18 protein-coding genes are annotated in these 21,110 nt (G+C 62.4%); 6 read left to right on the forward strand and 12 right to left on the reverse strand.

Features of this window, described 5'->3' with window-relative positions; all coding sequences use genetic code 11:
• Positions 1-54: 54 nt before the first annotated feature.
• Together Tal182_RS31290 and Tal182_RS31295 are read right to left on the reverse strand one after the other, a co-directional pair.
• Positions 55-777 carry a response regulator transcription factor gene (locus Tal182_RS31290; RefSeq protein ID WP_085862072.1) on the reverse strand — a complete coding sequence of 241 codons (723 nt, stop codon included), beginning with the start codon at positions 775-777 and terminating at the stop codon, positions 55-57.
• A gap of 13 nt (positions 778-790) precedes the next feature.
• Positions 791-2,029, reverse strand: a complete 1,239-nt coding sequence (locus tag Tal182_RS31295) for a GAF domain-containing sensor histidine kinase (RefSeq protein WP_085862073.1) — start codon at positions 2,027-2,029, stop codon at positions 791-793.
• 278 nt (positions 2,030-2,307) lie between these two features.
• Here Tal182_RS31295 and Tal182_RS31300 point away from each other — a divergent pair, with 278 nt between their 5' ends.
• The 5 genes from Tal182_RS31300 (at position 2,308) to Tal182_RS31320 (ending at position 7,669) form a co-directional block, all read left to right on the forward strand.
• Positions 2,308-3,324: an ABC transporter substrate-binding protein gene (locus Tal182_RS31300; RefSeq protein WP_085862074.1), complete on the forward strand. Its 1,017-nt coding sequence runs from the start codon at positions 2,308-2,310 to the stop codon at positions 3,322-3,324.
• Between the two features lie 70 nt (positions 3,325-3,394).
• Positions 3,395-4,846 (forward strand): sugar ABC transporter ATP-binding protein, encoded by a 1,452-nt coding sequence (locus Tal182_RS31305; protein ID WP_085862075.1) that lies wholly within the window; start codon positions 3,395-3,397, stop codon positions 4,844-4,846.
• Positions 4,843-5,793 carry an ABC transporter permease gene (locus Tal182_RS31310; protein WP_085862076.1) on the forward strand — a complete coding sequence of 317 codons (951 nt, stop codon included), beginning with the start codon at positions 4,843-4,845 and terminating at the stop codon, positions 5,791-5,793. The genes Tal182_RS31305 and Tal182_RS31310 overlap by 4 nt, the downstream gene beginning before the upstream one ends.
• Positions 5,790-6,740 (forward strand): ABC transporter permease, encoded by a 951-nt coding sequence (locus Tal182_RS31315; protein ID WP_085862077.1) that lies wholly within the window; start codon positions 5,790-5,792, stop codon positions 6,738-6,740. The genes Tal182_RS31310 and Tal182_RS31315 overlap by 4 nt, the downstream gene beginning before the upstream one ends.
• A gap of 14 nt (positions 6,741-6,754) precedes the next feature.
• Positions 6,755-7,669 carry an SMP-30/gluconolactonase/LRE family protein gene (locus Tal182_RS31320; protein ID WP_085862078.1) on the forward strand — a complete coding sequence of 305 codons (915 nt, stop codon included), beginning with the start codon at positions 6,755-6,757 and terminating at the stop codon, positions 7,667-7,669.
• Positions 7,670-7,722: 53 nt separating this feature from the next.
• Here Tal182_RS31320 and Tal182_RS31325 read toward each other — a convergent pair whose 3' ends face one another.
• The 4 genes from Tal182_RS31325 to Tal182_RS31340 form a co-directional block, all read right to left on the reverse strand.
• Positions 7,723-9,759, reverse strand: coding sequence for a methyl-accepting chemotaxis protein (locus tag Tal182_RS31325; protein ID WP_085862079.1), 2,037 nt, complete (start codon positions 9,757-9,759; stop codon positions 7,723-7,725).
• A 390-nt stretch (positions 9,760-10,149) separates the two neighbouring features.
• Positions 10,150-13,176, reverse strand: coding sequence for a glycoside hydrolase family 38 C-terminal domain-containing protein (locus Tal182_RS31330; RefSeq protein WP_085862080.1), 3,027 nt, complete (start codon positions 13,174-13,176; stop codon positions 10,150-10,152).
• A 463-nt stretch (positions 13,177-13,639) separates the two neighbouring features.
• A complete protein-coding gene (locus Tal182_RS31335; protein WP_245344919.1) occupies positions 13,640-14,023 on the reverse strand; it encodes a DUF3307 domain-containing protein in 384 nt (127 codons plus the stop codon).
• A gap of 12 nt (positions 14,024-14,035) precedes the next feature.
• Positions 14,036-15,508 (reverse strand): adenylate/guanylate cyclase domain-containing protein, encoded by a 1,473-nt coding sequence (locus Tal182_RS31340; RefSeq protein ID WP_348629012.1) that lies wholly within the window; start codon positions 15,506-15,508, stop codon positions 14,036-14,038.
• Here Tal182_RS31340 and Tal182_RS33285 point away from each other — a divergent pair.
• Positions 15,491-15,712 carry a hypothetical protein gene (locus Tal182_RS33285; RefSeq protein ID WP_348629013.1) on the forward strand — a complete coding sequence of 74 codons (222 nt, stop codon included), beginning with the start codon at positions 15,491-15,493 and terminating at the stop codon, positions 15,710-15,712. The two genes, Tal182_RS31340 and Tal182_RS33285, sit on opposite strands and share 18 nt — an antisense overlap.
• A 175-nt stretch (positions 15,713-15,887) precedes the next feature.
• On the opposite strand, the gene Tal182_RS31345 is transcribed toward Tal182_RS33285, so the two are convergent.
• The 6 genes from Tal182_RS31345 to Tal182_RS31370 form a co-directional block, all read right to left on the reverse strand.
• Positions 15,888-17,165, reverse strand: coding sequence for an NAD(P)/FAD-dependent oxidoreductase (locus tag Tal182_RS31345; protein ID WP_094299144.1), 1,278 nt, complete (start codon positions 17,163-17,165; stop codon positions 15,888-15,890).
• Between the two features lie 45 nt (positions 17,166-17,210).
• The gene (locus Tal182_RS31350; protein WP_085862084.1) at positions 17,211-17,684 is read right to left on the reverse strand and encodes a DoxX family protein; all 474 of its coding nucleotides are present in this window, start codon (positions 17,682-17,684) and stop codon (positions 17,211-17,213) included.
• 14 nt (positions 17,685-17,698) lie between these two features.
• Positions 17,699-18,538: a putative DNA-binding domain-containing protein gene (locus Tal182_RS31355; RefSeq protein WP_245344920.1), complete on the reverse strand. Its 840-nt coding sequence runs from the start codon at positions 18,536-18,538 to the stop codon at positions 17,699-17,701.
• Positions 18,471-19,496 (reverse strand): DUF692 domain-containing protein, encoded by a 1,026-nt coding sequence (locus tag Tal182_RS31360; RefSeq protein WP_085862086.1) that lies wholly within the window; start codon positions 19,494-19,496, stop codon positions 18,471-18,473. The genes Tal182_RS31355 and Tal182_RS31360 overlap by 68 nt, the downstream gene beginning before the upstream one ends.
• 32 nt (positions 19,497-19,528) lie before the next feature.
• The gene (locus tag Tal182_RS31365; RefSeq protein WP_085862087.1) at positions 19,529-19,798 is read right to left on the reverse strand and encodes a DUF2282 domain-containing protein; all 270 of its coding nucleotides are present in this window, start codon (positions 19,796-19,798) and stop codon (positions 19,529-19,531) included.
• Between the two features lie 224 nt (positions 19,799-20,022).
• Positions 20,023-21,096 (reverse strand): patatin-like phospholipase family protein, encoded by a 1,074-nt coding sequence (locus Tal182_RS31370; protein ID WP_085862088.1) that lies wholly within the window; start codon positions 21,094-21,096, stop codon positions 20,023-20,025.
• Positions 21,097-21,110 lie beyond the last annotated feature (14 nt).

The following is a 21,110-nucleotide window of genomic DNA, read 5'->3' on the forward strand; positions in this document are numbered from 1 at the left end:
AACGGCTGCGCCCCAAAAGAAAAGCTCGCCTATGTCGCCGATCTCTTCGGGAAATTACTTTCCATCAAGCCATTCCTGCAGCTCCGCCTCAGCTCGTTCTAGAGCGCTGTAATTCAGAAGTTTACGCAAGAAAGCAATCGTGACAGCGCGGGCGCGGAGATTGAAGCGGCCGTCCTCGTGGTCGTCGCCAGTCGTCTGATATACGTCGAGCTTGTCGTAGAGCTGCTGCAGGCGGTTCTGCACGCTGCGCAGCGACAGGCTCCGGCGTTTGGCGATCGCCCGGTCAGTCAGACCGAGGGCTATGTCGACGAGGATCTCGTATTCGGAATCGGTGAAGCCGTTGGTCTGGCCGAGGCTCTTCTGCTGCAGACCACGCACCTCGCGGTCGATGACACACTGGCTCTCGATGAAGATCGAGCGCAGGGCAAGCTTCAACCGCTCGTCGGAGGCGGATTTCAGCACATAGCCATAGGCGGCGCCATCCGGCACGATGCGCGAGACACCGCGCACATAAGCCTCATCCGAATAATTCGACCAGAACAGGATGCGGGTCTCCGGCCGTTCCTTCCAGATCGTGCGCGCCGCCTCGATGCCGTTGCGGCTCGCCATCTGCAGATCCATGACGATATGCGCCGACTTGTGGTCGCGGGCGAGCTTCTCACCGACGGTTCCGTTCTCCGCCTCGATCACCGTGTCGCATTCCGGCAGGGCGGCGTTAACAGCCTCGTGCAGGTAGGACCGGTGCAGCGGGTCGTCCTCGACGATCAGAACTTTCATCGTGTCTTTCTCCTCAGTCTGGCTCGCCCGCCGGGCCGTTCGGCGCCAGCGGCAGCACGACGCGCACCGCGGTCCCGCGATTGTTATGGCCGGGGCCGATCGTGAAGCGCGCCGAGATCAGCCGCGCGCGGGTCTTCATATTGTCGATGCCGCCGCCGATCCGTCCTCGCGTCTTGGCAAGGCCAGCCCCATCGTCGGAAATTTGAATCGATAGCTGCTCGTCGTCGGCTTCGAGCCCCACCATGATCGCCAGCGGGGCGGCATGGCGCACGGCATTGTTGATCGCTTCCTGCGCGATGCGGAACAAGGCGACGCTGACGGTCGGCTCCAGCCTTTCCAGCGCGCCGTTCGTCTCGTCGACAAGGCCCCATTCGATGCCCGATCCGGTATCGCGGGTCGAACGGTCGAGATGATGCTCTATCGCCTGCGCGAGGCCGAAAAGCTGGAGCACGGAGGGTTTTGCCTGTTCGATGATCTGCCGCAGATCCTGCATGCAATGCTGCAGGGACCGCGAAACGGGTTCGAGCGCCTCGGGCGCCACCTCGCCGTTGCGCGACAGCCGGTCGATCCGCCGTGCAAGCCGCGTCAGGTCGGCAAGCGTCTGGTCGTGAAGGTCCATGCCGATCCGCTGGCGTTCCTGCTCCAGGGCTTCGGTCAGCTTCAGCGCGCCCTGACGCAGCCCCTCCTCGCGGGCGCGGGCTTCGGCCTCCACGATCGCCGAGCGTTGCGCCTGCTCGGCCGCCTGCAGCGCGAAGAAATAGGGCGTCAGCAGATCGGCGATGATGCGGGCGCGCTCGACATCTTCCATCGTATAGACGCCCGCCCTGTGAGAAGAGCAGGAAAGTGCTGCGATGATCGTGCCCTGCACCTTCATGGGAACATGCAGCCGGCTCCTCAGCGATTGCTCGACGATCGGCCGCTTGAAGGCGCCCTCGAAATGAAAGCGCGGATCTTTCATGGCGTCGTCCGAGAGCAGAAATTCGACCTCACCTCTCAGCAGCGAACGGATAGGGCTGTTGACGACAGGCGCGCCGGCAATCTCGCCCCAGGCAGTCTCGATGCCCGTCTCATAGGCCGTGTGATAGTTGCCGCCTTCGAGCAGCACGCAGACGTCGAGATGGTCGTGCGGGATAATGTGGGCGACCTCGGCGGCGACTGAACGAATGGCCGAGCGGAAGTCGAGCTGGCCCGCGAGCAGCCGCGAAATACCGAGATAGTGGTCGAACAGGGCTGCCGGTGCAAGATGCAGCATTGTCAGTTCCTCCCGTCACAACAGACTCCTCAACCTGTCGTGATCATATCCCAGTAAGCGCCCGCAAGTGGGCCGCCGTCTTGCGTAAACCCGCAGCTTGTCGCGCAAAACCCGCAAACGAGTTGCTGCCTTGCCCCTGTACAGGTCGGCCGATCTCCCGCATCCTGCCCTTACTGAGAGGAGGAAGCTCAGTTCAAGAACAATTTTCACTCGAGGCCCGCTTGAGCCGGCAGGAGTGAAGCGATCCGCCGACCGGCGCGATCATGAGGGAGGAAGAGATGACAATCCGTAAGATGCTTCTGGCATCGGCCGCTATTGCTTGCGCCGCCATGCCCGTTTCCGCCTTTGCCGACACGTCGGCCAAGAAGATCGCCCTTTCCAATAACTACGCCGGAAACTCCTGGCGCCAGGCCATGCTGACGAGCTGGGGCAAGGTGACGAGCGAGGCCGTAAAGGCTGGCGTCGTTGCCGCCGCCGACCCTTTCACCACCGCCGAGAACCAGGCGACAGAACAGGCGGCGCAGATCCAGAACATGATCCTGCAGGGCTATGACGCGATCGTGCTGAACGCCGCCTCGCCGACGGCCCTGAATGGCGCGGTCAAGGAAGCCTGCGATGCCGGCATCACCGTCGTCTCCTTCGACGGCATCGTGACCGAACCCTGCGCTTGGCGCATCGCCGTCAATTTCAAGGAAATGGGCCGCAGCGAGGTGGAGTATCTGTCGAAGAAGCTCCCGCAGGGCGGCAATCTGCTCGAGATCCGCGGCCTTGCCGGCGTCTTCGTCGATGACGAGATCTCGGCCGGTATCCACGAAGGCGTCAAGCAGTTCCCGCAGTTCAAGGTCGTTGGCTCCGTGCATGGCGACTGGGCGCAGGACGTGGCGCAAAAGGCCGTTGCCGGCATCCTGCCGAGCCTGCCCGACATCGTCGGCGTGGTGACGCAGGGCGGTGACGGTTACGGCGCCGCACAGGCGATTGCCGCGACCGACCGGAAGATGCCGACCATCATCATGGGCAACCGCGAAGATGAACTGAAGTGGTGGAAGGAGCAGAAGGACGCCAAGGGCTACGAGACGATGTCGGTGTCCATCGCGCCTGGCGTCTCCACCCTCGCCTTCTGGGTCGCCCAGCAGATCCTCGACGGCAAGCAGGTCAAGAAGGATCTCGTCGTGCCCTTCCTGCGCATCGACCAGGACAATCTGGAAACGAACCTCGCCAACACCCAGGCCGGCGGCGTCGCCAATGTGGAATACACGCAGGCAGACGCGATCAAGGTCATCGAGTCGGCAAAGTAACTCTCCCGGCGACTGCCGCGGGCCGAAAACGGCCGCGCGGCAGTCTTTCCGAGCAGATGTGGCGGGTAGCATGGATGAGGTTTTGAAGGCGGTGATCGCCGTCGATGGCGCCAAGGTGAGTTTCGGCGCGGTCAGGGCGCTTGACGGCGTCACGCTCCGCGTCATGCCGGGCGAATGCGTCGGGCTGGTCGGGCACAATGGGGCCGGCAAGTCCACCATCGTCAGCGTCATCAATGGCGGCCTCGCGCCCCATGAAGGAAGTGTGGCGAGCGATGGCGAGCGGCTGGAGCGTTACGGCATCAATGCGGCACGAGCCCGCGGCGTGCGCTGCGTTTTCCAGGAGCTTTCGCTCTGCCCCAACCTCTCCATCGTCGAGAACACCCGCATCATGCATCGCCATCTCGGCGGCTTCGCCTGGCGCAGGCGCGCCGCAAGAATCATCGAAAAGAGCCTCGATGCGGTCTTCCCCGGCCACGGCATCGACAGCGGCCGGGCAGTGGGAGACCTTTCGATCGCCGAGCGACAGATGGTCGAGATCGCGATGGCCTTTTCCGAGGCCGGCATTGCGCCGCGGCTGGTGATCCTCGATGAACCCACTTCCTCGCTCGATGCGAGCCTCGCCCGCCAGATGCTCGACCATGTCCGCCGCTTCGTCGCAGCCGGCGGCTCCGTCATCTTCATCTCGCATATCCTGCACGAGATTCTCGAAACCTCCGACCGCATCGTCGTCATGAAGGACGGCCGCGTCGTTGCCGAACGCCCCGCCTATGGCTTTGACCATCACGGCCTGGTTGAGGCCATGGGCACCGTTGCGAAGGAGGAGACGGGGCAGCGCCCGGCGCGCGAGCAATCCACCGCTCCGCTCATTCTGTCCCATCAGACGGCGGGCCATCCCTTTTCGGCCCGCAAGGGCGAGATCATCGGATTGGCGGGCCTCGCCGGCCACGGCCAGACAGAGCTGCTGCTTGCCTTGCATGCCGCCCAGTCCGGCAACTGGCTGCCCGAGCACAATCCGCTCGTCACCTTCGTCGCCGGCGACCGCCGCCTCAACGGCGTCTTCGAACTCTGGAGCATCCTGCGCAACTTTTCCGTCGCCTCGCTCGGTGACTTGTCGCGGCGCGGCCTCATTCTCGCTGATAAAGAGGAGAGCAAGGGCGCGGACTGGAAGCGGCGGATCGACATCCGCACACCCGACATGGCTAACCGCATATTGTCGCTTTCGGGCGGCAACCAGCAGAAGGTGCTCTTCGCGCGCGCCCTTGCCACACGCGCGCCTGTCGTCCTGATGGACGATCCGATGCGCGGCGTCGACGTCGGAACCAAGCAGGAGGTCTACGCCATCATCCGCGACGAAGCTTCGCGCGGCCGAACCTTTATCTGGTATTCGACTGAAATGGACGAGGTTCGCCTCTGCGACCGCGTTTACGTGTTTCGCGAAGGCCGCATCACCGCCGAACTCGCCGGTGACGCCGTCAACGAGACGAATATCATCGCCGCCTCCTTCGAAGGGGTCGCCGCATGACGGCCCGGCTCTCGTCCGACGCCATGCGTCTTGCCATTCCCGCTTTGTCGCTGACCCTGCTGCTCGCCGCCGTCTTCTGGCTGCAGCCGCGCGCCATGAGCTATGTCGGGCTCAACCTGCTGTTCAATCTGGCCGTGCCGATTGCGCTTGCGACGATCGCCCAGATGCTTGTCATGGCGGTGAACGATCTCGATCTGTCGATGGGAACCTTCGTCAGCTTCGTCGCGTGCGTGAGCGCAACCTTTCTGCGCGATGACCCAGTGACCGGCGTCCTGATCCTTGCGGCAGCGATCGCAGCCTATGCAGGCCTCGGTGTCATCATCTACCTGCGCGACCTGCCGTCGATCGTCGTCACTCTCGGCATGAGCTTCGTCTGGGGCGGCCTTGCCGTGCTATTGCTGCCGGCGCCGGGCGGGCAGGCGCCGGATTGGGTGCGCTCTCTGATGACCGTCAAGCCGCCGCTGGCGCCAATGGCGATCGTCGCCAGCATCATCATCGCCGCCGTCGCCCATCTTCTCGTCATGCGCTCCTCGCTCGGCGTGCTGATCCGCGGCATCGGCGGCAATCAGCGTTCTGTCGAGCGGGCCGGCTGGTCGATCGTCGCCGCTCGCGCCACCGCCTACGGTCTGGCGGGCTTCTTCGCCGTGCTAGCCGGCATCGCTCTCGTCGGCCTCACGACGTCTGCCGATGCCAATATCGCGCTGCGTTATACTCTGCTGTCGATCGCCGGCGTGATCCTCGGCGGCGGCGAGTTCATCGGCGGCCGCGTCTCCCCTGTCGGCGCCGTCATCGGTGCGCTGACGCTGACGCTCGCCGGCTCATTCCTGTCCTTCCTGCGCATCTCGCCCGACTGGCAGATCGGAGCCCAGGGCGCGATCCTAATCATCGTGCTCGCGCTTCGCCTGATGCTGAACCGCCTGGAGAAACGGGAGAAACGCCGCCGATGACTCCCCTTCTCAGCCTTTTCGGCAAACCCTGGATCTGGTCATGGCTTGCCGCCTTCGTCGTCTGGTTCCTGACGATCATGGTGACCCTTGGCGCCAGTACGCTCGGCCTGTCGCAGGCGGCACTCACCTTCGCCGCCTTCTCGGTCATCGTCGGCATCGGCCAGATGTTCGTCATCACGCTCGGTCCCGGCAATATCGATCTGTCGGTTCCCGCCACCATGACACTTGCCGGCACGGTGGCGCTGAAGCTGATGAATGTCGAAAACGGTTTGATCCTGCCTGGGCTTCTTGTCGCCATCCTCATCGGCCTCGTCGTCGGCCTCGGCAACTATGCCCTGATCAAGGCGCTGCGCATTCCGCCGATCATCGCCACGCTTTCCGTGAGCTTCATCGTGCAGTCCGCGGCAATTTGGACGAACCGCGGCTTGCGCATCAAGCCGCCGAGCATGCTTGCGGAATTCACCACCTCGAACACGCTCGGCGTGCCGAACGTGGCGATCGTGGCGCTCCTCATCTCGCTTCTCGCCTGGTTCCTGCTCCATAAGACGATCTACGGGCGCTGGATCTCGGCGATCGGCCAGAGCATGCCCGCCTCACGCATGGCCGGCATTCCGGTCGACGGCACGCGCTTCGTCACCTACCTCTTCTGCGCCGTGCTTGCATCCGTCGCGGGCTACCTGCTCGCCTGCTTCTCCGGCGGCGCAGCACTCAACATGGGCTCGGAATATCTGCTGACCTCGATCGCCGTCGTCGTGATCGGCGGCACGGCGGTGGCCGGCGGCGATTCCAACGTACCGGGCATCTGGGGCGCGTCGCTCTTCATGTTCCTGGTCGTCTCCATGCTCAACACCTATGGGTTCGGCGCGGGTATCCGCCTCATCATGACCGGCCTCATCATCATCAGCGTGATCATGCTCGCCGGCGGTCGCCGGGCCGGCATGCGATAATCAGGAAGACCGCCATGGCCGAGGCCAGCATTTACGAAATCCACGATCCGCGCTTCCGGCAGTTGATCGTCACCAGCGCCGGTCTCGAAGAACTCTATTCAGGCTGCCGCTGGGCGGAGGGTCCTGTCTGGTTCAACGATGCCAACCAGCTTCTGTGGAGCGACATTCCAAACCAGCGCATACTGCGATGGACGCCCGAGGGCGGCGTCTCCATCTACCGGCAGCCATCCAACTTCACCAACGGCCACACGCGCGACCGCCAGGGCCGGCTCGTCTCCTGCGAACATGGCGGGCGCCGCGTCACGCGCACCGAGACCGACGGCTCGATCACCGTGCTCGCCGACCGTTTCGAAGGCGCGCGGCTCAATTCGCCGAATGACGTGGTGGTGAAATCGGACGGCACGATCTGGTTCACCGATCCGACCTACGGCATCATGTCGAATTATGAGGGCTATCAGGCCGAGCCCGAGCAGGCGACGCGCAACGTCTATCGGCTCGATCCGGCGACCGGTAAACTTGCGGCCGTCGTCGCGGATTTCATCCAGCCGAACGGCCTCGCTTTCTCGCCTGACGAGACGATCCTCTACGTCGCGGATTCGGCAGCGAGCCACGACGAAAGCCTGCCACGTCACATCCGCGCCTTCGACGTGGTCGACGGCGGCAGGCTTGCGAACGGCCGCGTCTTCTGCCTTATCGACAACGGCATCCCGGACGGAATCCGGACCGACGTGCAGGGGAACCTTTGGTCCAGTGCCGGTGATGGTGTGCATTGTTTCGATCGGACAGGCAAGCTGATCGGCAAGATCCGCGTCCCTCAGACCGTCGCCAACCTCACCTTTGGCGGCCCCGGACGCAACCGTCTGTTCATAGCCGCAACGCGCTCACTCTACTCCGTCTACGTTGCCACGACCGGCGCACAAAGACCGTAAGCCGGTGAAGGCCAGGTTCACAGCAACGAATTTGGCTAGCTAATCGCTTCTTCTCAGAACTCCTCCCACGATGCCGCGGCAGCTACCGTCGCAGCTTTTGCGCCGAAGGCGCCGGCGAGCTTGCGGCCGAGGGCGCGCGCCGGCGAAGGTGCCGGGCGATTTTCGGATGTGATGGCGCGCGGCGCCGTCTGGGCGGCGTCGAGCTTGAAGCGGACAATCAGGCGGGCGAGATTCGCCGCCTCCTCAGCCAGCCGGTTTGCCGCCGCCGTGGATTGCTCCACCATCGCCGCGTTCTGCTGCGTCACCTGATCCATCTGGTTGACTGCGGTCGAGACTTCGGAAAGCCCGGTCGACTGCTCCCGCGCGGCCGTGGCGATCGAGCGCACATACTCGTCGATCTTGACGACATGGCCCTGAATGTCTCCCAGCGCTTCGCCGGTCGCCGTCACCAGCTTGACCCCGGTATGGACCTCCCCGCTGGAGCGGTTGATCAGCACCTTAATGTCCTTGGCCGCGTTGGCCGAACGCTGCGCCAGTTCGCGCACTTCCTGGGCGACGACGGCAAAGCCCTTGCCGGCCTCGCCGGCGCGCGCCGCCTCGACACCGGCATTGAGCGCCAGAAGATTGGTCTGGAAGGCGATCTCGTCGATGACGCTGATGATCTGGCCAATTTCGCCCGAGGCCTGCTCGATCCGCCCCATGGCCGACACCGCCTGGCTGACGACGGCGCTCGACTGCCCGGTGCTTCTCTTCGCCTCGTCGACCATGTGGCTGGCTTCCGATGCGCGCTCGGTCGAATGCTTTACCGCGACGGTAATTTCCTCCAGCGCCGAGGAGGTTTCCTCCAGCGAGGCCGCCTGCTGCTCGGTGCGCTGCGACAGATCGCCGGAGGCGATCCGCATTTCGCCGGCGCCGCCATTGATGATATCGACGGCCCCGCGCACTTCTCCGAGGACCGTGCGCAGGTTGCTCATCGTCGCATTGACGTTTTCCTTGAGCATGCCGAAAGCGCCCTGGAATTCACCCTTCATGTTTTCGCTCAGGTCGCCGTCGGCGAGGGCGGCGATTACGCGGCAGGTCTCCGCGATGCCGCGATCGACCGCGGCGACGAGCTCATTGACGCCGGATGCGAACTCATTGAGATCCTCATAGCCGTATTCCGCCGTGGCGCGATGCGTGAAGTCACCGGCAACAGCTGCACTGACGACGGCATCGACGTTCTTTTGCATTTCGGCGATCTTCGCGCGCTTGCCCGCGCCGGCGGCGTCGAGTTCGCGAACCTTGATGCCGTTCTCCTTGAAAACGGCAACGGCGCTGGCCATTTGACCGATCTCGTCGCGCCGGTCCGTGAAGGGGATGTCGGCGTCGAGATTGCCCTCTGCCAGATCGCTCATGCTTGCAGTGATCTGGCCGATCGGCTTTGCAATCACCCGCGCGCCGAAAACCGCAGCGCCGATCAGCGTGATAATGGTCAGCAGCCCGACGCCGAGATTGAGGCTTAGGACCACAAGAGCGGCTGCATCCGCCTCTTCTTCAGCCTTCGTCGCCATTGTCTTGGCTGAGTCCACCCCTTCGTCGAGCAGCTTGGCTGCCTCGTCCGAAATCGCCAGCAGTTTTGCCTGTGCCTCCTTTTGCTTCGCATCGAGGGAGGTATCGCCGTCCTTGAGGGCGATCTTTTGCTTGGCGATTTCGGCTATGTCGCCAGTGGCGGCAAAGAGGCTCTCGGCCAACGCCTTGAGCTTCACGATCCGGTCCTTGTTGACCTGCATCCGCAACCCGGCCATAGCCTCGTCGAGGTATTTCACAGCCGAATGGTGGCGTGCGGCGATGTAATCGGTGGCCTTGGCGATGTCATCCGCAGATCTGGCGAGACGCAGATCGCGCACCCCGACCTGCAGGCCGCGCCACGAAGCCTTGGCGTCGACCAGATCGCGCGAAACGATCAACTGACCTTCCTGATATTTTGCGCGCTCATAGACATGCTGACCGCCTTGCCAGACGGTGAAGAGCATGGCCGCCACCAGGAAAATACCGATGCCGGAAAGCGCGGCCAATTTGGTGCTGATGCGCGAAAAGATGCTTGCGGGCATGTTTAGTTCCTGCTTGGCGGCAACAGGAGTCTTCATATCCCCGGCTGGCTTCGAAATAGACGATCGACATCATTCGACCGAAACATCTGCGGCCAGCCTTTCGAGATCACCTTACCTTTGAAGGGAAATAGTTTTGCCATGCCTGAGCCGGCTAACAGATCGATAAAAATCTAACAAAAAGTTCAATTTCGAGGAGCATGCAACTTCGATGCGCGATTGGGATAATAACTGCCGGAAGTGGATAGGGCGGCGGCTGGTCAGCCGTCGGCAATCAAACGGAACGCCGGTGCAGATCGGCTGGGCCCAACGGCCCCACTTCTTCGCATGGGTGGGTGGATAGACCGCCCCGCCGCCCGGAATCGGCGGGCGCGGTCTCTCCAAAGGGCGGCGTCAGGCCTTCTGCAGCCTCCAGGTCCTGATTTCGAAGGGCATGATGTCGGCGGGCCCTTTGCGCTCCATCGGCTCTTCGAGAATGTTGAGCGGCTGCGATGCGCTCCATCCGGAAGGCAGATCGAGGGAAAGGCGGCCGCGCCGGCCGGCCGGTTCGTAGAGGCGCAGGATGAGGCCCTCGCCCTCCTCCGCCGGTTTCAGGCCCGAGAAGGCGACGGGGGTGCCTGCGAATTCAAGCGGCGCGAAACTGCCGGAGGACAGGTCCTTGGCTTCGGCCGTCACCAGCGGCTGGTTGAGGTCGAGCGCCTCGTCGAGCACGCCGCCGTCATGCCAGGCGCCCTCATGCGGCATCAGCGCATAGGTGAAGCTCTGTTCGCCTTCATCGGCCAGGGGATCGGGATAGATCGGACCGCGCACCAGGCTCATGCCGATCACATTGCCGCGGGCGCTGTGGCCGTATTTGGCATTGTTGAGAAGCGCCACGCCGAAGCCCGGCTCGCTGATATCGACGAAGCGATGGGCGGCGGCCTCGAACATCGCCTGCTCCCAGGAAGTATTCGTATGCGTCGCCCGCTCAACCACGCCGAAGGCGCATTCGAAGGTTGCCTTGCGGGCCTTGACGTCGACCGGGTTCAGGGTGCGCAGCAGGGTGCGGCGGTCGTGCCAGTCGATGGTCGTTTCGATGTCGAGCCGCTTCGAATTGGCCGTCAAAACGTAGGTCTGGGTGACACTCGAATGCCGGTAGCGGTGAACGACGCGGATTGCCGCGCGGTGCGGGCCGCTTTCGACGAGGCTGATGCTTTCGGGCGCTTCGAGCCGGACGGCCTTTTCGGCATAATCGGCGTCGACATCCCATGCATCCCAGTTGCGCGGCTTATCGGCCGGATAGACCCAGAGCTGGTTGGCGGAGCCATCGACCGCTTCGCGGCCGCTCGCCTTGTGGATGAGGCTGGCAACCGCCCCGTCCTTGCCGATGACGACTGAGAGATGATCGTTTTCGAGGCGATCGGCGCCGGCCTTCAGCCCACCCGCCGGCTTCAATGCCTGCCTGTCGAAGACGGCGACCGACAAGGGAGCGACGATCTCAGCGGCCGAAAGCGTCGTGCCGTCGGCAAGTGTCGCGCTCACGGGCCGCGGCGCAAGTGAGGGATTGACGACGATGAGCGCGTCAGTGACCCCGCCCTTCGGCAAATTGGCCGAAAGCGCCTGCAAAGCCTTCGCCTGCTCGGCCTTGGCATGGTCGATGACGCCGCCGAGCTCCTGCTCCGCATCCTGATAGACTTCGCGGATGCTCGAACCCGGCAGGATGTCGTGGAACTCGTTCTTCAGCACCACGCGCCAGTCCGCCTCGAGGCTTTTCGGCTTCTCGGCGCCGAGCAGATGGGCCAGCGAAGCGAGAGTCTCGGCGGTGATCAGCGCGCGTTCGGCCTGGCGGTGCTTGCGCTTGACGCCGCTTTGGGTCGTCAGCGTCGCGCGGTGCAGTTCGAGATAGATCTCGCCGTCCCAGACGGGAAGCTTCTTCTCCCCAGCGGTTTTGTGCGCCCGCTCGTAGAAGCTTTTGACGGTGCCCCAGCGTGCCTGCGGGACCGCCGGGAAATCGCGCAGCTGCACTTCGCGCTCCACCATTTCAGGCGTCACGCCACCGCCGCCGTCGCCGTAGCCGACGGCGAGAAGCGAGGTATCGTGCTGTACCTTGCCGCGGAAATTCTTCCATGTCGGCACATAGCAGTCGGCCTGCACGAAGCCGTTATATCCCTGCATCGGATTGTCGAAGGTGTGGGTCAGCACCTGGCTGCCATCGAGGCCCTTCCACCAGAAGAAATCGGAGGGGATATGGTTAGTCTCGCTCCAGTTGACCTTGATCGTGAAGAAGCTGTCGATGCCGCCCTGTCTCAGGATCTGCGGCAGGGCGCCGGAGAAGCCGAAGCAATCCGGCAGCCAGCACACCGTATGGCGCGTGCCGAAGGTCTTTTCGAAATAACGCTGGCCGTAAAGAACTTGGCGGACGAGGCTTTCGCCTGTGGGCATATTGGTATCAGGCTCGACCCACATGCCGCCGACGGTTTCCCACTTTCCTTCCGCGACTTTCTCCTTGATGCGATCAAGAAGCTCCGGATCTTCTTCTTCCATCTGCGCGTAATAATGGGCGGTCGACTGGTTGAAGCGGAAATCGTCTGAGCGCTCCATCAACGACAGCGCCGTGTTGAAGGTGCGCCGCATCTTCCGCCGCGTTTCGCGATAGGGCCAAAGCCAGGCAAGGTCGATATGGGCATGACCGGTCAGCAGCAGTTCGCCATTCGGGGGGAAGCGCTTCTGCAGCTCCTTTAACCGCGCCGTCAGCGTCTCGAAAGCGGAAGCCGCCGAAGCGCTCTGCTCGTCGGAGAGGCCCGCCGGGTTGGCCTCGAGCTCCGGCAGCTCCCAGATCTTCTGCTGCATGACAGCGCCTGATGTGCGCGAAATGTAAGCCGCCGTATCCGACGGCCAGTCGAGGCTGCGCAAGGCCTGCTCTGCGGCATCGACCAGATGCGGCACGACCTCATGTTCGCCGAGTACCCCGATCGCCTCAGTGACCTGCTTCAGGAGAAGATGCAGCTGATGAGCAGGACGATCGAGTAAGATGAACCGGGCCTTGTTCAGCCGCGGCGCCCGGTTTGGCTCGCCGAACGGAAAGCGCGCGACGCTTTCCGTCGCAATCTTGAAGCGGCGACCTATGACAGGGAATTCTTGGTGATAGGGATCGAGACCGAACGTCTCCGTCTCGTCGCCCGGATAGGTCAGCGTAATCAGGCTCTCGCCGCCGAGATCGAGCTGCAGGCGAATATCTTCGAGCGGCCAGCTCTGCGGCGCCTCGGCGCTCGCGGCAAAATGCACCACGCCCTCACGATGCGGCCAGTCCTGGTGACGGGCGATCGGCTCCCCCTCGAAGGTCCAGCCATCGATCGGGCTGCTATGGCGGTCCCGCCAATGCGCGAGCTCGGCGATACGGACCTTCAGACTATCGAGGCGTTGGGCGATGGTGAGCGGCATGGCTTATCCTGTTGGAAACTCGGCGACGAACGATCCGGAATCATGGCTTTGGGAGATAAAGATGATGCGATAGGGATCGCGAATGCCGGCCCCTCCTCCCAGCGGGTTCGGCTGACGCTTAGATTAAGTAACTTTGATTTGACGTCAAGCCCGCAAAAGATCGCCGTTTCCTAGACTTTTCGCTCTGCCGTGCATGGGAGCTGAACCGTAGACCCATCTAAATGCGAGCTATGAAGGATGCGAAGGACACGAACTGCTGTTGCCCGCCTCCTGATTGAAAAAACTAGCTTCAATTCTCTCTAAGCTGCGCGGGAAAAAGGAATGTGCCGCATAACCTGATCTCATCTGCCGAGATGATGATTCGAGGATTTGCTCCCTCGTTTTAATGCCATTGAATTCTCAGGATCGAACGAGAGCGATCATGAAAGTCGTCATGGTGCTCTTCGCCTGCGCACTCGCATTGTCATGGAATGAAGTCCGTATCCCAGGCCACAATCGCCAATATTGCCGAATAGGTCAGATGATGAGCGAGTTGGTCGACACCGTGAAGTATCCAGAATGAACGCGTATTGACCGGGTGCGGCTGGCGTTGACCGTGGATGGCCTTCAAGTGGTCGATGAGGAAATGGATCAGAAACTCGCCGGAGGCAATGGCGAAAATCCACATCGGATCCGCGATTGCAACCAAGAGGATCGGCGTGGTGGCGACGGCGTGGACACCAGCGTGGACATAAGCCCCGGGCTTCCTGAAGTTGCCTTTGCCGCCAATCATCCATTCGGGCTGCAGGACATAGTCAGCCATGAAGTGTTTGGTTTGCAACCAGATCAGCGTTGTGAGCAGCAGCATCGTCATGCTCCTTCAGTCCGCCATAACAGCCGGATCGATCGTGTGCACACGGACCTGCGCGATCCTTCCCCGTATGCCGACGCAGCCAAGCTGCCTTGTTTGAATAAGGTCACGGGTCTTTCGAAGCGTTTCGTCGCTTAGTGCAATCTCTACACCTTTGTCCTTGGCGACGCCAACGAGCCGGCTCGCGAGATTGACGACGTCGCCGATCGCCGTGTAGCTGAGGCGTTCAGTCGAGCCGATATTGCCGACAAGCGCCACGCCGGTGTTGATACCGATCCGCACGCGAATGGCATCATGCTTGGGCGCGATTGGGGCCATGGCATGCATCGCATCGCGAATTGCCGCTGCGGCGCGGCACGCGCGCAATGCGTGATCCGGCACATTGCCGGGAGCATTCCAGATCGCCATCACCGCATCGCCGATGAATTTGTCTACTGTGCCGCCCTCGGCATGGATAGCGGCAATCGAGAGGGTCAGAAAGCGTGTCAGGCTTGGTTCAACGCCAGTGCCGAACTCTTCCGTGAGTTCCGTAAAGCCCGGCAAATCCGCGAACAACACGGTTATGTCCTTGAGTTCGCCGCCGGGACGAGGCTTGAGACCACCATCGACTAGGGGACGAACGACCTCGACCGGCATGAAGCGCGCGAACGCGGAAAGGCCGCTCGACATGCGCTTTAGGGCGGAGGAGAAATGATCGAGTTCTGTCAACAGCGCAGGGCGATGTTCCACGGCGTCGAGCTCGAACCTCTCGATCAGATGCAGTTGCTCGGCAAGGCGCGACAGTGGCCGAGCGAAGAGAATTCTGGCAAACAGGATCGCCGTCACAGCGGCCAGCACAGCAATACCCCCAATGATGAAGATCAGTCGCTCGGTATTGGCGTCGATGTCACGGGCAAAAGTCGCCCGCGGTATGGCGGTGACCAGGCGCCAGTCTTCGAACGGCAACTTGCCAGATGACACGAAGATTGGGCCGAGAGCCTTGCTTGCCACCAGCGTCCGGGAACCGTCGGGCTTTTCGGGGCTGGCAGCCAGGGCGACTGCCGCGGCCAGGGCGTCGGACGCGGCAAAGTCTTTGAGACGAGCAGCGACCATACCGTCTGACGGCTCGGATGTCGCCAGCACTGCGTTATCCCGCGCCAGCACAAAGGCCTTGCTGCCGTCCGGCATCTTGAGCCCGCCAAGGATGGCCGACAGCCGATGCAGGCTGACCGCCACCATCACCACACCTTCGAAATGGCTGAACACCTCGACCTTCTTCGAGACGACGATCGCCGGTTCGAAGCCGTTCGGAAGGATATTGACGAGACTCCAGGCCGCTTCTGCGCTGGCCCGACCAAGTCTGTACCATGGCGAGCCCTCCGGAACGTAGACACTCTCGGCCTTCAGCCGATTTTCGAAAAAGATATCGCCCGGAATTGGCCTATAGAGATCGCGGCGCAGCGGACGCGGCTTGCCGAGTGGTGCATGGCCGATCTCCACCATTTCGATCTCGCCATCCGGCAGCGCGTGCGCCCCAAAAAAACGGCCGTCCGGAAAGCCGAAACCGATCCAGGCAATCGCCGGCTGTTCACGCAGCAACGACAGAAACAGGAATTCACGCTTTACCTCGTCGTCCGGTCTGATCGCTCCCTGGAAAAAGACCGATCTGACGATCTCCGCGCTGCTCGAAACCAGCGCCAGGTTTGAAGCAAGCTCGTTGCGGACCGCAGCGGTACTCTGAGCATCGAGGCTGGCGACTACCGTTTCAATGTTCCGGCTTGCGGTGCGATACCAGACCAGATGGACGAGCGCGGCCGTCGACAACACAGCAAGCAGTAGCAGTGCAGTGACCGCACGTCCCATCTTTATACGTGGGAATGTTCTAGCGTTCATGGCGGTCGGTGATCAGACGGGCGGCGCGGTCATAGCGGACATAAGCCAGCGCCCAATCCGCAAACACCACGACGCGATTGCGGAAGCCCACGAGGAACCAGAGATGGGCGATGTTCCAGACCAGCCAGGCGGAAAATCCCGAAAGGCGGATGCGGCGAAAGTCGGCCACCGCCGCATTGCGTCCAATGGTTGCCAAATTTCCGAAGTCGCGATAGCCGAACAGGCCAACCGCCCGGCCATCGAGACCGGCGAGAATGGCGCGGGCCGCATGTTCGCCCATCTGCTTGGCGGCCGGCGCGACTCCAGGAACCTGCCTGCCGTTCTTGTCTGTGACCGCCGCCGTGTCGCCGATCACGAAGATCTCGTCATTGCCCGGCGGGTTGAGGTTTCGGTCGACATGGACGCGGCCGGAGCGATCAGCGGGCACGCCGAGCCATTTCGCCGCCCTGGAGGCCATGACACCGGCCGCCCACAGCACGCAGGACGATCGGATTTGCCGGCCGCCGGCAAGCGTTACCCCTTCGGCGTCGCAGCGCGTAACCGCTTCCCGGAGGGATACCTCGACGCCGAGCATCTCCAGGTGTCGCCGAGCTTCGTCGGATAATTTCGGCGGCATGGTCGGCAGAACGACATTGCCGGCTTCGACCAACACCACACGCGCCGACGACGGGTCGATGCGCCTGAAGTCACGGACGATGACCTTTCTTGCCAGCTCGGCGATGGCTCCCGCCAGTTCAACGCCTGTCGGGCCGCCGCCAATGATGACGAAGGTGAGAAACCGCCGGCGCTCAGCTTCGTCCTCGGCTGCCTCGGCACGTTCGAAGGCGGACAGGATCCGAGCCCGGATTTCGGTCGCATCGGCGATTGTTTTCAGCCCGGGCGCGGTCTCCGCCCATTCGTCCTTTCCGAAATATGCGTGCCTTGCACCGGTGGCGACGACCAGATAGTCGTAGGCGATGCGTCTGTTTGTGGTCTGAACGAACCGGCTCTGCTTGTCGATTCCCTCGACGCGCTCCATCAGCACAGTGACGTTGGATTGGCGTGAAAGAATGCGCCGGATCGGCATGGCGATCTGGGCCGGCGAAAGCCCGGCCGTCGCGACCTGATAAAGCAGCGGCTGAAAAAGATGATAGTTGCGCCGATCGACGACCGTCACATCCACGTCCGCATGCCGAAGGCCCTTGGCGGCGGCAAGACCGCCAAATCCGGCCCCGAGGATGACGACCCTCGGGCGGCGACCCGCCGCCTGACATGCCCCTGGATCCATGAGCGGCGAACCGCCACTCGTCTCTTCGATAACGGTGCGCATGGCTCAGCGCCCACTCGGGAACAGGCGTGCTGCCAGATAGTCTAGCGAAACGGCGCCGGCCCCGCGCGCCAAGATCAACAGCAACGGCGCCGTCCAGAGCAAGTGGTCCGGCCAGTTCTGCGGGTAGACGAGGAGCTGGATCGTCGAGATGACGCAAAGCAGCATAATCGCGGCAGGGCGAGAGAACAGGCCTAGAACAATCAGGATCGAGCCAGTCACTTCGGCCGTCGTCGCAAGCACGGCGGCCACGCCGGGATCGATGGCCGGCAGCTGGTATTCGAGCGTGAACAGCTGAATTGTCGCCGGCCAGGAGGCAAGCTTGCTCTGCGACGATTGCCAGAAGACGTGAGCGACCGCCAGACGGCAAACGAACTGGACGAGCGACAACGGCAGGCTGTTGAAGCTCTCGAGCGCGGCGACATAGAATCCGACAATACCGCCTCTGTGTCGCACTGAAGAAGGGGACATCATAGTCATGACTTCCATCCTGTTTACTTGGTTGCGGGCTTGATGTGGCGAATGCGAGCGACGAGGCCAAAGGCGAAAAGGCCGCCAAAGGCACCCTCGAGATCGAAGCCGGGAGTGTGGGCAAGCACGCGGCTGACCGCAGCCTCCAGGCTGGCGCGCCTTTTCAGCGCATGAAGGAAGGCGAAATGGCTGGCATCGAGGCGCAGAAATCGCATGCTATCTTGGCCGCGCCAGAGCGCGATCCGCTCCGGTCGGCGGCTCAGACTCGCCAATGCTTCGATATGTCCGCCGGCTTGATGCGCCTCCCATATGTCGAGCGCGGGCCAACGGCAAACCAGCAGGCGCAGCGAGGGCTGAAGAAAAATCTCGGGAGCGGTGTCGGCTTCACCGTCCGCCAACTGTTCCCAGCGACAGCTCGGCAGCGCCGGCGCATCCAGCGCCTCGGCAATCATCCATTCCAGCCGCGCCGTTTCGGCAATGAAGGGCATGGAGCGGATGCCATCGAAGTCGGCCAAGAAGCGAGGGAAACTGCCGCCATAGCGAACAAGCTGCGCTTCCTGCGGCGGATTATTCCGGATGAAGGCGCCGGCGACGTAACGAAAGTAGTTTTCGCCCAGAAGCCGGACCGTGATCGGAAAAACCGCGATCAAAGTCGCTGTCAGTGAGGCGAAGGTGTTGTTGCGGTAAATGTTGAACCGACGCAGCGGGTCGAAAGCACCTTTCGCCAGCACCGGCGCAAGATCGCAGCCATCGCCACCGAGGATGGCTTGGGCGACCCGCGATTGCAGTGCGCAACTAGAGAGCATGGCCAACCCTCCTTGCGCTCGAACGATTGGCGAATACTGACGGCTTAATCGTCGCAAACGCGGCGAGCGCCGGCATTGGGCCCGTTCGGCTGTCGGCCCGCAATGGCAGGATCATCCCCTCGAACCGGGTCGACTGTGGTGTCGGCCTTTCCGCCAGCATGCGGTCTTCGAAGGCGATCGACTGCGCCAGCATGTCGGCCCACATGGCTTCACCGAGGAGCACGTCGAGAGCGGGCACATCCGTATCCCATTCGATGAGCGTCGGACGCCGGCCGATCTTGCGGATCGCGTAAGCATAGAGCGACCAGACGGTCGGCGGAACGCGCGAACCGTGGTCGTCGATCAGGACGATATCACCCTCGACCTCGTTTATCGCGTGCCCGGCAAGATGGATCTCGCCGATGGCGCACGCGGGAAGCTGGTCGATGAAGGCTTTCGAATCGAAGCCAAGATTGCAGGCCGAGACATGAACATTGTTGATATCGAGGAGCAGGCCGCAGCCGGTGAGGCGCACGAGCTCGGCCAGGAATTCCGCCTCGGTCATTGTCGACCCCTCGAAGGCGACATAAGCAGAGAGGTTTTCGATGTAGACGCGCCGCTGGAGCGTATCCTGCAGCCTCGAGACGTTGGCAGTCACGATCGCGAGGGCCTGGGTGTCGTAACGCAGCGGCAGGAGATCGTTCAGATAGGCGCCGTCGGCGGCGCTCCAGGCGAGATGCTCGGACACCAGGCTTGGCTGGAAACGCAAGCAGAGCTTGCGCATGCGCTCCAGATGGTCGCGGTCGAGACCGGAACTGCTCCCGAGTGAAAGGCCGACGCCATGGATGGAGAGGGGATAGCTTTCCCGCAGCCGCTCCAGCGCGTCGACGGCCGCCGAGCCGCCCATGTAGTTTTCCGCATGGACTTCAAGCCATCCCGCCGCGGGGCGGCGAGACAGCATTTCGCCGATATGCTGAGAGCGAAGACCGATGCCCGCGGCGGTTGGCACCGGATTGCTCGGAAATATCTTGGACATCGATTACTCCTTTGATTGAAGTGGTGGAAAGGTCAGGCCTTGGGTTCGTTGCTTCCGCCGGTGATCTTGGTGCAGGTGCCGGCCGGCACGTAGATCCATGAATCCTTGGCGTTGTCGGCGGTCGCCGTGCCGGCGCAGGAGTGGCTGGCCGTCTGGCAGTCGTTCAGGCCGGCCTTGACGACGCCGAAGCACTTTTCGAACGAGAAATCCGGCTTGGCAGCCGGGCCGGCAAAGGCGCTGCCCGCAGCAACGGAGGCTGCGGCGGCGAGGGCCGAACTGATGAGAAGACGAGTGGTATTCATGAGAAATCTCCTGGGTTGCGTGAGGTCAAACCGTCATCGGCTTGCCTGTCTCCACCTTCCCAGAAGCCAGCCGTCACCTGAAATGCTGTCTCTGCATGATTTCGATACGCCGTCTCTATGCGTCGACAGGCAATCTTGAAGACAAAAAAAAGACCCCGCCGGAGTGGTGGACGGGGTCTCAAGTTTCGGCGGGCGGGAGGCGGGACCGCCGAAATGGCTGAGGATCAGAGATAACGTTCGCGGACATCTACGGTCGATCGTTTGCCAATTTCCTGGTAATTGGCCTGCAGCCAGAGGTCGGCGCATTGGCGGCCGCGATCCCTCAGGTCCATGAGCGCGCCCCAGTCGGCGTTCAGCTTGCTGGCGACGCTGAGGTTTTTCATCGCTTGGTCGTCTGAGATACCGTGCACGAAAATGCGCTTGAGATTGGAAGGCGGCGTCGCTGCCGTATCGATAAGCTGTGTGACGAAGGCCACCGCACGCATTTCCCTCAGCAACGACGAATTGAAACTGATCTCATTGATGCGGTTGAGAATTTCTCCAGCGGTACGCGGCAGTTCCGTTCGTTCTATCGGATTTATGTGAACCACCAGTACATCGGGCGTGTCGCAGCCATAAATCAGCGGGAAGATTGCTGGGTTGCCCATATAGCCACCATCCCAATAGGCTTCCCCTCCGATTTCCACGGCCTGGAACAGGAAAGGCAGGCAGGCAGACGCCATGATGGCATCGATCGAGAGCTCGTCGTTGCCGAACACCTTCACCTTGCCGGTCCGCACGTTGGTGGCACAGATGTTGAGCTTGACGGGGCAGCGTGCCATCCGGATTGCCCCCAGGTCGATCGACTGTTCCAGCACCTGGCGCAGGGGATTGAAATTGAAGGGGTTGAACTGGTAAGGCGACATCAGCCGTGTCACCAGGTCGAACATGATGAACGCCGGCGAGAATTCCAGCGATTTCGAGCCCGTGAGGCGGTCGAGCAAGGTTGGCTGCAAAGGTCCGGATGCAGCTGCGTGGCTGACACGGCGCCAGAAATTGGCCAGCGCAGTCTGTGCTCCGTTCCGTCCGCCCTCAGCCAGGCCATAGGCTGCGACCGCAGCATTCATCGCGCCGGCGCTGGTCGCCACAATGCCTTCAAATGACAGGCTTGGCTCGTCCAGCAACCGATCGAGCACTCCCCACGTGAAGGCGCCATGCGCGCCGCCGCCCTGCAGCGCAAGATTGATGGTCCGCGGCTCCCGCTCGGCGAGCGAAGAGTCGGGCTGCATTTTGAGTTTTGCACCCACATGTTTGTTCACGATCGCACCTCCGT

This window comes from Rhizobium sp. TAL182 (assembly GCF_002117725.1).
In the GTDB taxonomy this organism is placed as follows: Bacteria; Pseudomonadota; Alphaproteobacteria; order Rhizobiales; family Rhizobiaceae; genus Rhizobium; species Rhizobium esperanzae.

Coding starts and splice junctions, on each gene's coding strand:
- Tal182_RS31290 (WP_085862072.1), bottom strand. CDS start 777: ATGAAAGTTCTGATCGTCGAGGACGACCCGCTGCACCGGTCCTACCTG.
- Tal182_RS31295 (WP_085862073.1), bottom strand. CDS start 2,029: ATGCTGCATCTTGCACCGGCAGCCCTGTTCGACCACTATCTCGGTATT.
- Tal182_RS31300 (WP_085862074.1), top strand. CDS start 2,308: ATGACAATCCGTAAGATGCTTCTGGCATCGGCCGCTATTGCTTGCGCC.
- Tal182_RS31305 (WP_085862075.1), top strand. CDS start 3,395: ATGGATGAGGTTTTGAAGGCGGTGATCGCCGTCGATGGCGCCAAGGTG.
- Tal182_RS31310 (WP_085862076.1), top strand. CDS start 4,843: ATGACGGCCCGGCTCTCGTCCGACGCCATGCGTCTTGCCATTCCCGCT.
- Tal182_RS31315 (WP_085862077.1), top strand. CDS start 5,790: ATGACTCCCCTTCTCAGCCTTTTCGGCAAACCCTGGATCTGGTCATGG.
- Tal182_RS31320 (WP_085862078.1), top strand. CDS start 6,755: ATGGCCGAGGCCAGCATTTACGAAATCCACGATCCGCGCTTCCGGCAG.
- Tal182_RS31325 (WP_085862079.1), bottom strand. CDS start 9,759: ATGCCCGCAAGCATCTTTTCGCGCATCAGCACCAAATTGGCCGCGCTT.
- Tal182_RS31330 (WP_085862080.1), bottom strand. CDS start 13,176: ATGCCGCTCACCATCGCCCAACGCCTCGATAGTCTGAAGGTCCGTATC.
- Tal182_RS31335 (WP_245344919.1), bottom strand. CDS start 14,023: ATGCTGCTGCTCACAACGCTGATCTGGTTGCAAACCAAACACTTCATG.
- Tal182_RS33285 (WP_348629013.1), top strand. CDS start 15,491: ATGGCCGATCTCCACCATTTCGATCTCGCCATCCGGCAGCGCGTGCGC.
- Tal182_RS31340 (WP_348629012.1), bottom strand. CDS start 15,508: ATGGTGGAGATCGGCCATGCACCACTCGGCAAGCCGCGTCCGCTGCGC.
- Tal182_RS31345 (WP_094299144.1), bottom strand. CDS start 17,165: ATGGATCCAGGGGCATGTCAGGCGGCGGGTCGCCGCCCGAGGGTCGTC.
- Tal182_RS31350 (WP_085862084.1), bottom strand. CDS start 17,684: ATGACTATGATGTCCCCTTCTTCAGTGCGACACAGAGGCGGTATTGTC.
- Tal182_RS31360 (WP_085862086.1), bottom strand. CDS start 19,496: ATGTCCAAGATATTTCCGAGCAATCCGGTGCCAACCGCCGCGGGCATC.
- Tal182_RS31365 (WP_085862087.1), bottom strand. CDS start 19,798: ATGAATACCACTCGTCTTCTCATCAGTTCGGCCCTCGCCGCCGCAGCC.